The sequence below is a fragment of the Bradyrhizobium sp. WSM4872 genome, assembly GCF_055811715.1.
The window spans coordinates 321,276-335,548 of record NZ_JBVVPT010000003.1 but is presented as its reverse complement, the minus strand read 5'-3'; the positions used below and the strand labels follow the sequence as shown (position 1 = coordinate 335,548).

Annotated in this window: 14 protein-coding genes; 3 read left to right on the top strand and 11 right to left on the bottom strand. The window is 63.8% G+C overall.

Going from position 1 to position 14,273, the window contains the following annotated elements; genetic code table 11:
• Nucleotides 1–50: 50 nt before the first annotated feature.
• Nucleotides 51–1,289 carry an MFS transporter gene (locus tag AC0L3C_RS07285; protein ID WP_473407532.1) on the top strand — a complete coding sequence of 413 codons (1,239 nt, stop codon included), beginning with the start codon at nt 51–53 and terminating at the stop codon, nt 1,287–1,289.
• Nucleotides 1,290–1,415: 126 nt separating this feature from the next.
• Here the strand turns inward: AC0L3C_RS07285 and AC0L3C_RS07280 are convergent, their stop codons facing one another.
• From AC0L3C_RS07280 to AC0L3C_RS07255, 6 genes are all read right to left on the bottom strand, one after another.
• Nucleotides 1,416–1,733 carry a hypothetical protein gene (locus AC0L3C_RS07280; RefSeq protein WP_354205504.1) on the bottom strand — a complete coding sequence of 106 codons (318 nt, stop codon included), beginning with the start codon at nt 1,731–1,733 and terminating at the stop codon, nt 1,416–1,418.
• Between the two features lie 294 nt (nt 1,734–2,027).
• A complete protein-coding gene (locus tag AC0L3C_RS07275) occupies nt 2,028–2,333 on the bottom strand; it encodes a hypothetical protein (protein ID WP_473407531.1) in 306 nt (101 codons plus the stop codon).
• A gap of 112 nt (nt 2,334–2,445) precedes the next feature.
• Nucleotides 2,446–3,114, bottom strand: a complete 669-nt coding sequence (locus AC0L3C_RS07270; RefSeq protein WP_473259545.1) for a helix-turn-helix domain-containing protein — start codon at nt 3,112–3,114, stop codon at nt 2,446–2,448.
• A 191-nt stretch (nt 3,115–3,305) separates the two neighbouring features.
• Nucleotides 3,306–3,605: a hypothetical protein gene (locus AC0L3C_RS07265; protein ID WP_473259547.1), complete on the bottom strand. Its 300-nt coding sequence runs from the start codon at nt 3,603–3,605 to the stop codon at nt 3,306–3,308.
• Between the two features lie 475 nt (nt 3,606–4,080).
• A complete protein-coding gene (gene rpmG / locus AC0L3C_RS07260; RefSeq protein WP_007603295.1) occupies nt 4,081–4,248 on the bottom strand; it encodes a 50S ribosomal protein L33 in 168 nt (55 codons plus the stop codon).
• A 124-nt stretch (nt 4,249–4,372) separates the two neighbouring features.
• Complete coding sequence (locus AC0L3C_RS07255; protein WP_473407530.1) at nt 4,373–5,698, bottom strand: LLM class flavin-dependent oxidoreductase; 1,326 nt, start codon at nt 5,696–5,698, stop codon at nt 4,373–4,375.
• Between the two features lie 217 nt (nt 5,699–5,915).
• On the opposite strand from AC0L3C_RS07255, the gene AC0L3C_RS07250 reads away from it, so the two are divergent.
• Nucleotides 5,916–6,458: a hypothetical protein gene (locus AC0L3C_RS07250; RefSeq protein WP_473259551.1), complete on the top strand. Its 543-nt coding sequence runs from the start codon at nt 5,916–5,918 to the stop codon at nt 6,456–6,458.
• A gap of 33 nt (nt 6,459–6,491) precedes the next feature.
• Here the strand turns inward: AC0L3C_RS07250 and AC0L3C_RS07245 are convergent, their stop codons facing one another.
• Genes AC0L3C_RS07245 through topA form a run of 4 tightly spaced genes read right to left on the bottom strand, consistent with a single transcriptional unit; the run spans nt 6,492 to nt 12,821 of the window.
• Nucleotides 6,492–7,238, bottom strand: a complete 747-nt coding sequence (locus tag AC0L3C_RS07245; protein WP_473295249.1) for an NUDIX hydrolase — start codon at nt 7,236–7,238, stop codon at nt 6,492–6,494.
• 33 nt (nt 7,239–7,271) lie between these two features.
• Nucleotides 7,272–7,706 carry a DUF983 domain-containing protein gene (locus AC0L3C_RS07240; protein ID WP_473407529.1) on the bottom strand — a complete coding sequence of 145 codons (435 nt, stop codon included), beginning with the start codon at nt 7,704–7,706 and terminating at the stop codon, nt 7,272–7,274.
• Nucleotides 7,700–10,054 (bottom strand): ribonuclease R, encoded by a 2,355-nt coding sequence (gene rnr, locus AC0L3C_RS07235; RefSeq protein ID WP_473407528.1) that lies wholly within the window; start codon nt 10,052–10,054, stop codon nt 7,700–7,702. Before rnr ends, AC0L3C_RS07240 begins: the two co-directional genes overlap by 7 nt.
• Before the next feature lie 7 nt (nt 10,055–10,061).
• Entirely contained in the window at nt 10,062–12,821 is a 2,760-nt protein-coding gene (gene topA, locus AC0L3C_RS07230; protein ID WP_473407527.1) for a type I DNA topoisomerase, read from the bottom strand.
• Nucleotides 12,822–13,049: 228 nt separating this feature from the next.
• Between topA and AC0L3C_RS07225 the strand changes: the two genes are divergently transcribed.
• The gene (locus AC0L3C_RS07225) at nt 13,050–13,289 is read left to right on the top strand and encodes a hypothetical protein (protein WP_007603303.1); all 240 of its coding nucleotides are present in this window, start codon (nt 13,050–13,052) and stop codon (nt 13,287–13,289) included.
• Between the two features lie 298 nt (nt 13,290–13,587).
• Here the strand turns inward: AC0L3C_RS07225 and AC0L3C_RS07220 are convergent, their stop codons facing one another.
• A complete protein-coding gene (locus tag AC0L3C_RS07220; protein ID WP_473407526.1) occupies nt 13,588–14,178 on the bottom strand; it encodes a flavodoxin family protein in 591 nt (196 codons plus the stop codon).
• Nucleotides 14,179–14,273: the final 95 nt, after the last annotated feature.

The following is a 14,273-nucleotide window of genomic DNA, read 5'->3' as shown; positions in this document are numbered from 1 at the left end:
CTGATATTGCAGACCACGGCGCTCGCGCCGCGCCGATGAGGGAGAACAAAATGCCCCTGTTGCAGGTCCTGCGCCCGACATTGCCCATCCTGATCGGCGCCTCGATCATGCTGACGCTGAGCATGGGGCTGCGGCAGAGTCTCGGAATCTTCATGCAGCCGCTGACCCACGACATCCATCTGTCGATCTCCGATTTCACGCTGGCGCTGGCCGTGCAGAACCTCGCCTGGGGCTTTCTCCAGCCGCTCGCCGGCGCGATGACCACGCGCTACGGCTTCCGTCCGATCATGATCGCAGGCTCGTTCATGTACATCGCGGGCCTGGTGTTGATGACAACCGCGAACGGTCTCGTCGCCATCATGATCGGCGCCGGTGTGCTGATCGGCACCTCGCTCGCCTGCACCGCGGCGGCGATCGCGATGTCGGTGGCGGCGCGCGCGGTGCCCGCGACTGTGCGCTCCACCGTGCTCGGCATCGTCTCGGGCGCGGGCTCGCTGGGCGCGCTGCTCTCGGCGCCGCTCGGGCAGATGCTCAACGAGGGATTCGGCTGGCGCGTCGGGCTCGCCGGCTTCGTGGTGATGTCGGTGTTGATGATCCCCGCGGCCTGGTATGCCGGGCGCGTCGACGCGGTTCCGCTGCCGAAGCCCGCGACTGACGAGATCGTGGACGCCACGGCGTTGATTGCAGCGAAGACCGCTTTCGGCAATGCGTCCTTCGTGGTGATGACCTGCGCCTATCTGGTTTGCGGCATGCAGCTCGTGTTCCTCACCACGCACCTGCCGTCCTATCTCGCAATCTGCGGCCTCGATCCGATGCTGAGCGCGCAGACGCTCGGCATGATCGGCGGCTTCAACGTGCTGGGCTCGCTGTTCTTCGGCTGGGCCGGCCAGCGCTGGAACAAGCTCGCGCTGCTCGGCGGCATCTACGTCCTGCGGTCGCTGGCGCTGGCCTGGTACTTCATGCTGCCGGCGACGCCGGCCTCGACCTTGCTGTTCGGCGCGATCATGGGCTTCCTGTGGATGGGTGTCGGCCCGCTGGTCGCGGGCGCGGTCGCCGAGATGTTCGGCCTGCGCTGGCAGGCGATGATCCAGGGCCTCGCATTCATGAGCCACCAGATCGGCAGCTTCCTCGGCGCCTACGGAGGAGGGGTGCTCTACGACGCGCTCGGCTCCTACACCATGGCCTGGCGCATCGGCGTGGCGCTGGGATTGGCCGGCGGCATCATCCAGGTCGCATTCGCGCTGATCCGGCCGTCGCAGCCGCCGGCGCCCGTGTTGCGGACGGCGTAGCGGGGCGGGCGTGTCCTCATGAGCCTCCGCTTTGGAGTTTACAGCGGACGCCGCGCTGCTTCGTCGTGATCGGCCCGCTTGTGACCCCAAACGGACATTTGGGCTCGCCGCTGAGCGCTAACGGCTCTATTTTGGAGCGCCGGTCTGGTTACCCGAACCGGTGGTCTGTTCGCTTTCCGGCCGGCCCGGAGGGTGCGCAGAAGCGCCCGGCTTGTCTTGATCTGCCACGAACCCGGACTGTCCGGAATTGCGTGTCTTGAGCCCCTTGTCCGCATCACGCTGCATCTGCTCGTTGGGCTCGCTAGTCTTGAGCCCACTGTCTACACCACGGTGCATCTCCTCCTTCGTTTGCTCACTAGGTGCGGCCTTTTGCTGTTGGGCCACTGCTTGGAAGGCAATCGCGCTTCCGGCAACGACTATCATCGCGAGAGTTGCTGTTCGCATGCTTTCCTCCAGTGTGATGCCCCGTCTCGCTAAACGCGCGGACTTCCCAGTGTTTCCTAGTTCCGATTGTTATTTCAGAAGGTACGCCGAACGATGGGATGGGATGGGCTCACATGTCGCCTTGGCTCATCTGCGACCTCGAAGGCCTTCAGGTCTGCGGCCGATGTTGGCGGTAAACCGGACATCTGGCGGGCGGCCGCTTAACGGGTACACGCCTAGGCAGGGCGGAAGCGCACGCCTTCGTCTCCATCGCGGCGGATAATTCAGCGGGCATCCGATCAAGGGAGCTGCCCGTTACTTACTGAAGTGTGTTCGCACTGTCCTGAGGGCGCGACCAAGAAGAAACTCGCCCGGCGAAGACGTGCTTGCGGAATTCGCGATGACGAAACCGGAGATGACAAAGAAGATTTCGACCCCGACCCAGCCGAACCATGTGTAGGGCGCCGCGGACGGGTAGAGAACATCGGCGGCGACGGTGCGCTCGAAACCCGGGACGCCAATCGACACCCATGCCCAGGACCAGAACATCTGGTGAAACATGGCGACGCCGAGGGCGGCCGCGAAGCGCAGCGGATCCAGCAACGGCAAATGGCTCTTCACGGGAATGGATCAGGTTCATACAACGATCCCGCTGGAGATATTGAAACCGGTCACGGCGCTCTGCGAGGTGGGTCACACTTGGTCTGTCCCGGGCCAAATGAATCAATTCCGCTCATTGATCGAACTCGGTCAATTTTGCTCGATCCCGCAATATGATTTGTCGCTGGGACTGCCCGATGAAGCTGAGAATGTCACGATCCCTGAGTTGTGACAGAGCACGTGACACCGTCTCCAGTGTCAGCCCCAGATAGTCGGCGATATCGCGACGGTTCATGGGGAGGCTCATCACTCCAGCGGCAGTCAAGCGGACGTCCATCTCGATCAAGAAAGCCGCGACTTTCTCGATTGCCGTTTTCCTCCCGAGTAACAGCATGTGAGTTTCGGCATGTTGAAGGCTGCCCGTGACAAGCCTGAGTACATTGTTGGTCGCGGTCGCACTGCCACGCTCCCGCTCGGCGACATTCTGGTGATCGGTCAGGCGGACAATCGTTTCCACAATCGCCTCAGCGGTAAATCGGTGAACTGAACCGTTCTCGACGCCGAAGATGTCACCCGGCAGGTGAAACGCCATGATCTGTCGCCGACCATCAGCCAACAATTTATAGCTTCGAACCGCTCCGCTCTTGACCTGGTAAAGATATTGGATCGGCTCCGCCTCTCCGAAGATCTCGGTGCCGCGTCGATATTTGAATTCGCTGCAAAACACAGCGTGCCCGACGAGCGCATTCAATTCGCTCGAGCTTGGCCGTTGAGGCACAATTTTTTGCTTTCTTACGAGCATCGTTCCTCCCCGGCGTTGCGCGGAACCAAGCTGAGGCTATGGGAAAGAACGGCAAGCAAGGTTGAGGGAGATCAAATTCGATTTGATGAGCGCAGCGGTACTGGAGCAAGGCGAAAAGAACAGCCGCCAGCGCTTGGGGCACTGGCGGCTCATCGGGGAAGTGACAGTGTTCGCTAGGCAGGCAGCATGGACTAACGGGTGCGTGCTGACCGCTTGAGATCGGCGACCTTGAACCTGTTGCCGGCCGCCAGGCTGCTGCACAACCAGTGGGCCTTGTTTCGGTTTTCGCCCAGGAACGTCTTGGTTTCGACGCAGTCCAGGTAGGATTTGTGGGTGATGGTGTCTCGGCAGGTCGGCGAGAAAGGTCCGTATTCTATGTTGCCGCCCGACTCGCTGCATCCAACCCAGGGCTCCTTGCCCTGTGGGAAGCTTGATGCGCAGCCACCGTTGCAGCTGCTGGCGACTTTCTCCAGGCTGGCAATTCTCCCCATCACAGAACCCGGCGCATACGAAGGCGTTCGCGCGGCTGACGTTTGAGCTGTTGAGGCAGTCCGACGCGGCGCAATTGTGTTTGATCCCAGCTCCGACACGTGCGGCCTTGCCACCTGTTTCGGTGCGTCGACCGTGACGGGGGGAATCGTGGCGGCGGAGCCGGTTGGGATTTGCGACGCTGCCGGCGCGCACAGCAAGACGGTCGACAAGACAGCCATGGTTGAAGGCACGACAAGGCTTGATGGACATTCCGCCCGGCAAGTGCACGGTAACATACATTTCGGAGCGAGCAACCGAGGGTTGATGGAATGTCCGCCCATGACTCGCCGCGCCGAGCTCAGCTCTCGTGCCCCGGATGCAGCGCAGCGTCACTTCGACGGTGCGCTGCCGAGCGTCCGGGACACGAGAGAGGGGCCAAAATAGAACGGGGCCCGAAAGGGCCCCGCAAAAGTCTTCTACGTTCCGCGATCTTGCTTACTTGATCTTGGCTTCGCGGAATTCGACGTGCTTGCGCGCGACGGGATCGTACTTCTTCTTGACCAGCTTGTCGGTCATGGTGCGCGAATTCTTCTTGGCGACGTAGTAGAAGCCGGTGTCGGCCGAGGACACGAGCTTGACCTTGATGGTGACCGCTTTGGCCATGTTCAGAACCTCAGGAATGAAGGGAATCTGGAGCCGGCCAAATGGCCCGCGTTGGCCGGCAACCTAGCCAGAAACGGCCTGATGTCAAGATTTTAGGGCTCGAAAACCGCTCAACTCGGCCTGATTACGCCTCGAAGAACCGGTTTTTAGGCCGTGGCAGGCCCAGATTCTCCCTCAAAGTGGGCCCTTCGTACTCTTTCCGGAAAATCCCGCGGCGCTGCAGCTCCGGGACCACCTTGTCGACGAAATCGTCGAGGCCGGCGGGCAGGAACGGGAACATGATGTTGAAGCCGTCGGAGCCGCGCCCGACCAGCCACTCCTCCATCTGGTCGGCGATGGTTTTGGCCGTGCCGACGAACGATAGCCCGCCATAGCCGCCGACGCGCTGGGCGAGCTGGCGCACGGTGAGCTTGTCGCGGGCGGCGAGGTCGACCATGCGCTGGCGGCCGCTCTTGCTGGCGTTGGTCTCGGGGATTTCAGGGAGCGGTCCATCCGGATCGAAGCCGGAGACATCCGTGCCGAGGATGACCGAGAGCGAGGCGATGGCGCTGTCGTAATGCACGCGGCTGTCGAGCAGCGCGCGCTTCTCCCTGGCTTCATCGACGCTGTCGCCGACCACGACGAAGGCGCCGGGCAGGATCTTGAGGTGTTCAGGGTCGCGGCCGACCTTCTCCATGCGGCCCTTGATGTCGGCATAGAGTTTCTGGCTGTCGGCAAGGCTGCCGCCGCCGGTGAAGACGGCTTCCGCGGTCTCGGCGGCGAGCTGTCTGCCGTCCTCGGAGGCGCCGGCCTGTACGATCACCGGCCAGCCCTGGACCGGGCGGGCGATGTTGAGGGGACCGCGCACTTTCAGATATTTGCCCTGATGGTCGAGCACATGCATCTTGGCGGGATCGACGAACACGCCGCTGTCGACATCGCGCACGAAGGCGTCGTCGGCAAAGGAATCCCAGAGGCCAGTGACGACGTCGTAGAACTCGCGGGCGCGCTTGTAGCGCTCGGCGTGCTCCATGTGGTCGTCGAGGCCGAAATTCAGCGCCGCATCCGGGTTCGAGGTGGTGACGATGTTCCAGCCCGCACGCCCGCCGCTGAGATGGTCGAGCGAGGCGAAGCGCCGCGCGACGTGATAGGGCTCGTCGAACGTGGTCGAGCCCGTCGCGATCAGGCCGATCCGCTCGGTGACGGCCGAGAGCGCCGACAACAGCGTGAATGGCTCGAACGAGGTGACCGTATGGCTGCGCTTGAGCGCATTGACCGGCATGTTCAAGACGGCGAGGTGATCGGCCATGAAGAAGGCGTCGAACTTGCCGGCCTCGAGCTTCTGGATCAGCGTCTTGATGTGGCCGAAGTTGAAATTGGCGTCCGGCCAGGCCCCGGGATAGCGCCAGGCGCCGGTGTGGATGCTGATCGGGCGCATGAACGCGCCAAGCTTGAGTTGCCGTTGTGCCATCGCCCGGTGTCCGTTCCTGGTGTCGTTGAGGAAGACATAGGCATGCCCAGGAACTCCGCCATCGGGGGAGGCGGGAAGATTATTTTGTTTTTCGATGTCAGCTCAGCACATTCGCGTCATTCCGCGGGGCGCGCCCGGAACGACGGAGGAGTCCCATCGAACCGATCCACGGCACACTCCGACCAAGCCATGACTTTCGCTCACGAGGAGACCTTCGATGGCAGGTGCAATGACCGTGGACGGGCGCATCATCCGCATCGACCGGCCCATGCCCTGGGTCGGGCGGCTAATGTCATTGCCCCTGCTGGCTGCGAGTTTCTATCTGCTGTGGAATGTCGCGCTCGGCCTGCGCCAGGATTTCTCCGGCTTCGGCAGGCTGGCCGACGATCTCGTGCCAGTGTTGGTGTTCACGGGGCTCGGACTGCTTGTCGGCGTCCCCGGCCTCATCCTGCTCACCTTCCGCACCTTCGTCGTACTGAACGATACGCTGCGCCAGATCGTCATCACCAGGCAGTTCGGCCCGCTGAACATTCGCAGGCATCGTGATCTCGCCGACTATCATTTCATCAGCATCACTGACGACTACGATCCTGAGCTGACGGCCTATGACGTCAATCTCTGCGGCAACAAGGGCACCGAGCCGATTACGTTGATGAGCTTCACCAGGCGCGAGGAGGCGGACAAGCTCGCGAAGGAGATCGGTCGCGTCCTTAAGTTGCCGGCGCGCGACTATGTCGGGACCGAGCCGGACGCGGACTGAGATTCCAGCTTTGACGCGTGTTCTTGAAACGCCTCAGCTCAAAATGTCCTTCTGCATCTTGCCGCCGTAGAAATGGAAGAACGGCACCGGCGCATCATGGCGGAGCGGGCCGGTCGCAAGGCGCGCGTCGAGCTCGTTGAGCACGTTGCGCGTCATCGGATGCAGATCGGCGAGCGGCTTTGAGCCGAGCTCGACCCAGACCAGCTCGACCAGCTCGGCATCGGCATGGATCACGCCATCGACGCGATGGGTGATCGCGGAGGCGTCCGCCGTGAAGAAGCGCGTGTCGAACCGCTTGACGCGGCCGGGCGGGGTGATCGCGCGCGCGATCAGGAACAGGCTGGAGGGATCGGGCAGCAGGCCCGCATCCGCGAACGGCTTCCAGGGGCCCTCAAGTTTGGCCTTGCCCTCGGCTTTGCGCCCGAGGCAGAGACCGGTTTCCTCGCAGGCCTCGCGGATCGCGGCGATCGCGAGCGACTTGGCACGTGAGGCCGGCGTCTTCGGGCTACCCTTGGCGAGATTGGCTTCCAGCTCGGCGGTGACAGGGGCGGCGCACGGCACACGGTAATCGTCCTTGTCGACACGGCCGCCGGGGAAAACGAACTTTCCGGGCATGAACACCACCTTGTCGTGGCGCTTGCCGACCAGGACCTTTGGAATGGCTCCGCTGCGATCGACCAGGATCAGTGTCGCCGCATCCCGCGGGCGGAAATAGGGATGATGGTCGGCTTCCTTGCCCTCGTGGATTTTTGCCTTTTCCGCCTGCGCCGTATCCGTCATTTCCTCACCCAAACCACTTCTTGTTTATTTTGCCTACACCGGCGGAATACCATCCGTCGGGTTCTCGTCAAACCCGTGCATGCGCAGAGCCCATTGCAATCCGACCACGGCTCCCTTCACCGGCTGCAGCAGTGCCAGCGAGGCGACGAAGGTGAAGGGCAGATAGGCCGCGAAGCTGATCCAGACCGGCGTGGTGTAGTTGGTCTCGATCCAGAGGACGGTGGGCACCACGATGTGGCCGACGATGACGATGACGAGATAGGCGGGCAGATCGTCTGCCCGATGCGGGGTGAAATCGAGGCCGCAGACCGAGCAATTGTCCGCGGTCTTCAGGAAGGCGCGGAACAGTTTTCCGTCGCCGCAGCGGGGGCAGCGGCCGCGAAAGCCGCGCTTCATGGCAGCAAAGACGTCGCGCTTCTCGACGAGGCCGGTCTCGCGGTTCCAGATCTTCGGGGCTGTGCTCACCATGCCTTGCCCTTCTGACCCTTGCCCTTGCTTTTTCCCTTGGCCTTTTTGCCCTTGCCGGGCTTCTTCGGCTTGTCCGGCTTGCGCTTCTTGTCGGGACTGCGCCCGGGGTGCGCCTTGAACGAGGGACGGCGTTGCGGACCGGATCCCCTGCGGCCGCGCGGCGCGGCCTCGCCGGACGATGACAGCAGCTCGAAGCGCAGCGCGCCCGCGATGGGAGCCGCTTCGATCAGGCGGACGTCGACGACGTCACCGAGCTGATGCATGGTGCCGCTGCGCGTGCCGACCAGGGCGTGGCGGCCCTCGTCATAGTTGAAATATTCCGTGCCGAGGGACCTTATCGGGATCAGGCCGTCGGCGCCGGTATCAGTGAGCTTGACGAACAGGCCGGCGCGCGTGACGCCGGAGACGCGGCCCTGGAAGCTCGAGCCGATGCGGTCGGCGAGGTGATGGGCGATCAGGCGGTCGACGGTCTCCCGCTCCGCTTTCATCGCGCGCCGCTCGGTCACCGAGATGTGGGCTGCGACTTCGCTCAACGTTTCCGGCGTCTCGGTGTCGGGCAGCGCGCCTTCGCCGAGGCCGAGCGCGCGAACCAGCGCACGGTGCACGACGAGGTCGGCATAGCGGCGGATCGGCGAGGTGAAATGCGCATAGCGGCGCAGGTTCAGACCGAAATGACCGTAATTCTCCGAGGAATATTCGGCCTGCGCCTGGGCGCGCAGCACGACCTCACTCACCAGCGGAAAATGGTCGTGGCCTTCGAGCTGCGCCAGCACGCGGTTGAACAGAGCGGGGCGCAGCGCGCCGCCTTTCGCGAACGGAACGTCGAGCGTCTGCAAAAACTCCGCGAGCGCGTGGACCTTTTCCAGAGTCGGCTCGTCATGCACGCGGTAGATCAGCGGCAGCGACTTCTTCTCCAGCATCTCGGCTGCCGCGACATTGGCGAGGATCATGAACTCCTCGATCAGCTTGTGCGCGTCGAGCCTGTCGGGCACGACGACACGGTCGACCGTGCCGTCCGGCTTGAGCAGGATCTTGCGCTCGGGCAGATCGAGATTGAGCGGATCGCGCTCGTCTCGCGCGCGCTTGACGCAGGCATAGGCGGCATAGAGCGGCCGCAGGATCGGGTCGAGCAGGGGGCCGGTGGTGTCGTCCGGCCGGCCGTCGATCGCGGCCTGCGCCTGGGCATAGCTCAGCTTGGCTGCGGAGCGCATCAGGATACGATGGAAGCTGTGCGAGCGTTTCCGCCCGTCGGGGGCGATGATCATCCGCACCGCGAGCGCGCCGCGCGGCTGGCCCGGCACCAGCGAGCACAGATCGTTGGAGATGCGCTCCGGCAGCATCGGCACGACGCGGTCGGGGAAATAGACCGAGTTGCCGCGATCGAGCGCGTCGCGGTCCAGCGCGGTGCCCGGCCGCACGTAGAAGCTCACATCGGCGATGGCGACATCGACGATGAAGCCGCCTCTGTTGTTCGGATCAGGATCCGGCTGTGCGTGCACCGCGTCGTCGTGATCCTTGGCATCCGGCGGATCGATAGTGACGAGCGGCACGTCGCGCCAGTCCTCGCGCCCCTTCAAAATGGCCGGCTCCGCCGCTTCGGCTTCGCGCTCCGCCGCGGGGCGGAATTGCAGCGGGATGTCGTGCGCGTAGATCGCGATCAGGCTGATCGCCTTCTCCGACTTGACCGAGCCGAGCTTCTCCTTGACCCGGCCTGACGCCAGCCCAAAGCCGCGCGAGCGGATGATATCGACGCTGACGAGATCGCCGTCCTGCGCGCCGTGTGTCTCGGTGGGCGCGATGTTCAGCTCGCGGTCGGCGGACTTCTTGTCCACGGGGATGATCCGTCCGCCGCCTTCGGGCAGGCTGCGGAAGACGCCGAGGATGCGGGTCTTGGTCTTGTCGAAGACCTTGATGATGTGGCCGCGATAGGCCGGGCCTTCGGTCTCGTCGGAGCGCTCGACGCGCAGCAGCGCGCGATCGCCGACGCCGGCCGCGGTGCCGGGCTTGGGCCGGCGCGGCATCGTGATGAGGATCTTTGGCGGTTCGCCGCTTTCGACCTCGTCCCATTCGGTGGGGGAGGCGACCAGCTCGCCGTCAGCGTCGCGGCCGGTGATGTCGGCGACCAGCGTCGGCGGCAGGCTGTCCGGCTCTGAAATCGTATGGCGCTTTTTCTTGACGAGCCCGTCGTCGGCGAGCTCGCGCAGCATGCGCTTGAGCTCGATGCGGTCGGCGTTCTTCAGGCCGAACTCGCGCGCAATTTCGCGGGTTCCGACCTTTCCGGGATTTGCCTTGATGAAGGCGACGATGGCTGCCCGGTCGGGAAAGCCACGGTCATTCTTGCGTTTCACTTAACCTCTATTTGGTGCCGGCACTCTTCTTGGCCGGAGCTTTGGCGCCAGCTGCCTTGGTCGGCGAAGTCTTGATGGCCGAAGTCTTGGCCGTCGACGACACGGCGGCGCGCGCCTTGCTGGTGGATTCGGATTTGGGTTTGGCCGCCTTCTTCGCGGCCGGCTTTTTGATTTTTGGCGCGGCGTCATCGCCGTCGGCGGCCTTCGCCGCAGCCTTCTTGGCCTTGGCCGGCTTAGCCGCCTTCTTCGGCTTCTTGCCGCCGCCCTTGGCCGCGCGCTCGTCGATCAGCGCGATCGCCTGCGGCAGCGTGATGGCGTCTTTCTCGATGTCGCTCGGGATCGTCGCGTTGACGCCGCCGGCCGTGACGTAGGCGCCGTAGCGGCCGCCCTTCACCGTGACGGTGCCGAGGGTCGGATGATCGCCGATCGCCCTGCCGGGATCGGCGCCGAAGCGGCGGCTCGGGCCCTTGGCGATCTTCTCCGCGATCAGCGTCACCGCGCGGTTGATGCCGATGTCGAACACTTCGTCGCCGGCCTCCAGGCTGGCATAGGTCTTCTCGTGCTTCACGAACGGCCCGAAGCGGCCGAGACCTGCGGTGATCGGCTCACCGGTTTCCGGATGCTTGCCGATTTCGCGCGGCAGCGACAGCAGCTTGAGCGCAAGCTCGAGTTCGACATCTCCAGGGGACGTCCCCTTCGGAATGCCTGCGCGCTTCGGCTTCTCGCCCTCCGCATAATCCTTCTGTTCGCCGAGCTGGATGTAGGGGCCGAACCGGCCGGCCTTGACCCAGACATCGCGACCCGTATCAGGGTCCTGGCCGAGCGAACGATCGGCCGTCGCCTCACCGTCGGCGGCGAGCTGACGGGTGTAGCGGCATTCAGGATAGTTCGAGCAGCCGACGAAGGCGCCGAACTTGCCGGCCTTGAGATTCAGCCGCCCGTTGCCGCAGCTCGGACACTGCCTGATGTCGCCGCCATCGGTGCGGGGCGGATAGATGTGCTGCCCCAGCATGTCGTCGAGCACGTCGAGCACCTGCGCCACGCGCAGATCCTTGATCTCGTCGACCGCGCCGATGAAGCCGGTCCAGAAATCCTTCAGCACCTGCTGCCAGGAGATCTCGTTGTTGGAGATGCGGTCGAGCTGCTCTTCCAGATTGGCGGTGAAATCATATTCGACGTAGCGGGCAAAGAAGCTTTCGAGGAACGCGACCACGACGCGGCCCTTGTCCTCGCCGTGCAGGCGCTTCTTCTCGAGCTTGACGTAGCCGCGGTCCTTGAGGACCTGGAGGATCGAGGCATAGGTCGAGGGCCGGCCGATGCCGAGCTCTTCCATGCGCTTGACCAGCGAGGCCTCGGAGAAGCGTGGCGGCGGCTCGGTGAAGTGCTGGGTGACGGCGAGCGACTGCCGCTTCAGCGCGTCGTTGGGGCTCATCGCGGGCAGGCGGCGGGAGTCCTCGTCCTCCTCGTCGTCGCGGCCTTCCTGATAAAGTGCGAGGAAGCCGTCGAACTTGACGACCTGGCCGGTGGCGCGCAGGTCCAGCGTGCGGCCGCCGACCTTCGCCGTGATGTCGACCGTGGTGCGTTCCAGCTCGGCCGATTCCATCTGGCTCGCGATGGTGCGCTTCCAGATCAGTTCATAGAGTCTCGCCTGGTCGGACTCGAGCTTGCGGCTCATGCTGTCGGGGCGGCGCGACATGTCGGTCGGCCGGATCGCTTCGTGGGCTTCCTGGGCGTTCTTGGCCTTGGCCTGGTACTGGCGCGGTGCGTCCGGCACATAGGCGTTGCCGTAATCCTCGCCGATCACCTTGCGTGCCTGGGTGATCGCGGACGGATCGATCTGCACGCCGTCGGTACGCATATAAGTAATGAGTCCGGTGGTCTCGCCGCCGATGTCGATGCCTTCATAGAGCCGCTGCGCGATGCGCATGGTGTGCGCCGGCGCAAAACCGTATTTGCGGCTGGCTTCCTGCTGCAGCGTCGAGGTCGTGAAGGGCGCCTGCGGATTGCGCCGGGCCGGCTTGGCATCGACCGCGGTCACGGCGTAGGCGGCTGCTTCCAGCGCCTTCTTGAAGTCTTCGGCTTCCGCGCCGGTGCCGATGTCGAGGCGCTGGATCTTCTTGCCGTCAGCGCCGACGAGACGGGCCTCAAAGGCGTCGCCGCGCGGCGTCAGCAGCGTCGCGATCAGCGACCAGTATTCGCGCGCGACGAACTTTTCGATCTCGAGCTCGCGGTCGCAGACCAGCCGCAGCGCCACCGACTGCACGCGGCCTGCCGAGCGGGCGCCCGGCAGCTTGCGCCACAGCACGGGGGAGAGGGTGAAGCCGACCAGATAGTCCAGCGCGCGCCGCGCCATATAGGCGTCGACCAGCGCACCGTCGATCTGGCGCGGATGCTTCATGGCGTCCGTGACCGCCTGCTTGGTGATGGCGTTGAACACCACGCGCTCGATCTTGTGGTCCTTGATCGCACGCTTCTCTTTCAGGACCTCCAGCACGTGCCAGGAGATGGCCTCGCCCTCGCGATCAGGGTCGGTGGCGAGAATCAGGCGATCGGCGTTCTTGAGGGACTTGGCGATGTCGTTGAGCCGGCCGGCCGCCTTGGGATCGACCTCCCAGATCATCTTGAAATTGGCGTCGGGATCGACCGAGCCGTTCTTCGCGGGCAAGTCGCGGACATGGCCAAACGAGGCCAGAACCTCGTAGGACGAGCCCAAATACTTGTTGATCGTCTTGGCTTTCGCCGGCGACTCCACAATGACGATATTCATGTAGTTCCAGTAACTTATGGGGAAATTTGGGGCCGAATTCGATGAGATTCGGGTCGGCCCTTTCGTCCCGAACATGGGTGGTGAGGCCCTCGCTGTCAAATCGAGGGGTGTTGAAAGCCATCCCGATGGGAAAAGTTTCATATCGAGAAAGTTGCAAAATACCACCTTTGAGTTGCGGCCGATGTCGGCGTAATGTTTCTGCGGGGCGATGGATTCGGGTGGGGGCTGGTGACTAAGCCAGGAAAGAAACGGGCGGGCGCCGCATCGCGCGCGGCTGGAGGCTCGCGTCACGAGGAACCGGGGGAGGGCGGCGTCGAGGAGGCGGTCGCCTTCATCGCCGAGCAGGTCGGAGCGCTGCGCAAGCTCGCCGAGCGGCACAAGCTCGACGTGCTGCACTATCTCCTGGGAATGACCAAGCTCGAGGCCGACGAGCATCTGCGGCTGCGGAGCAAGCGCAAGCTGTCGTGAGGGGTGTGGTCGCTAACCCGTCATCCTGAGGTGTGAGGCTTGAGATGCGAATGCATCGCAAGCCGAGCCTCGAAGGATGAGCGGCCTCGCTGATGCAGCCGGGCCGTCGCCCTTCGAGGCTCGCCGAAGAGGCGAGCACCTCAGGGGGACGGTGAGAGGTTGGGGCGCGCCGCTTCAACAATCGTCATTGCGAGCGCAGCGAAGCAATCCAGAGTCTTTCCGCGGTAAGATTCTGGATTGTTTCCGCCTTCGCCGGGGCTTCTGCGGACAAGTCGCTCCGTTCGCAATGACGGCGTCGTTAGCCGTTGCGGTTTGCCATTTTGGCCAATCGCTGACCGAGATATTCGGCCGTGGCGAGGTCGCCCTGCGGCAACGAGCCGTCAATCAAGTGTGTTGCCAAGCCAAGCTGGCTGCCTAAACGATTGCGGCCGCTCGGATCCTCCCCACCGGGAATATCCAGCCCGCACCAGAGCATACCGTGCTGCGCGGCCAGAATGGAAAAGTAGGACAGTGTGTGGAGTTGATGGCCGCTTGCGCAGGCGCCCGTGGTGAATCCGGCTGCGATCTTGTTGGCCCATTGTTGCCGGCTCCATCGATCACTTGAAGCATCGGCAAACGCTTTGAATTGAGCGGCTGGTCCGCCCATATAGGTCGGGCTGCCAAACGCAATTGCGTCGGCGCGGTCGATCGTCTCCAGTAAGCTCTCATTCTGGAAGCGGCCTGACAGGATGTCGTCGCCGGCGATGCGACAGAGCGTGACCTGCGCCTTGCCATCCGCTCCGCGCCCAACCGCATGCGCCAGCTTCTCGGTGGTGCCGGAGGTGGAAAAATAGACAATGGCGAGCAGGGGCATGGTGGCGCCACTTTGGTGGACCTCGCCATCCTTCACGCTGGCGATGTCTTGTACAAGTCCTGCCGCGCCACACTCGCTCTCCCTCCGGTGTCGTCCTGGCGAAAGCCAGGACCCATACCGCAAGGTCTATC

Bases quoted from the DNA above. Each gene is read 5' to 3' on its own strand.
- AC0L3C_RS07285 (WP_473407532.1), top strand. From the start codon at position 51: ATGCCCCTGTTGCAGGTCCTGCGCCCGACATTGCCCATCCTGATCGGC.
- AC0L3C_RS07280 (WP_354205504.1), bottom strand. From the start codon at position 1,733: ATGCGAACAGCAACTCTCGCGATGATAGTCGTTGCCGGAAGCGCGATT.
- AC0L3C_RS07270 (WP_473259545.1), bottom strand. From the start codon at position 3,114: ATGCTCGTAAGAAAGCAAAAAATTGTGCCTCAACGGCCAAGCTCGAGC.
- AC0L3C_RS07265 (WP_473259547.1), bottom strand. From the start codon at position 3,605: ATGGGGAGAATTGCCAGCCTGGAGAAAGTCGCCAGCAGCTGCAACGGT.
- rpmG (WP_007603295.1), bottom strand. From the start codon at position 4,248: ATGGCCAAAGCGGTCACCATCAAGGTCAAGCTCGTGTCCTCGGCCGAC.
- AC0L3C_RS07255 (WP_473407530.1), bottom strand. From the start codon at position 5,698: ATGGCACAACGGCAACTCAAGCTTGGCGCGTTCATGCGCCCGATCAGC.
- AC0L3C_RS07250 (WP_473259551.1), top strand. From the start codon at position 5,916: ATGGCAGGTGCAATGACCGTGGACGGGCGCATCATCCGCATCGACCGG.
- AC0L3C_RS07245 (WP_473295249.1), bottom strand. From the start codon at position 7,238: ATGACGGATACGGCGCAGGCGGAAAAGGCAAAAATCCACGAGGGCAAG.
- AC0L3C_RS07240 (WP_473407529.1), bottom strand. From the start codon at position 7,706: ATGGTGAGCACAGCCCCGAAGATCTGGAACCGCGAGACCGGCCTCGTC.
- topA (WP_473407527.1), bottom strand. From the start codon at position 12,821: ATGAATATCGTCATTGTGGAGTCGCCGGCGAAAGCCAAGACGATCAAC.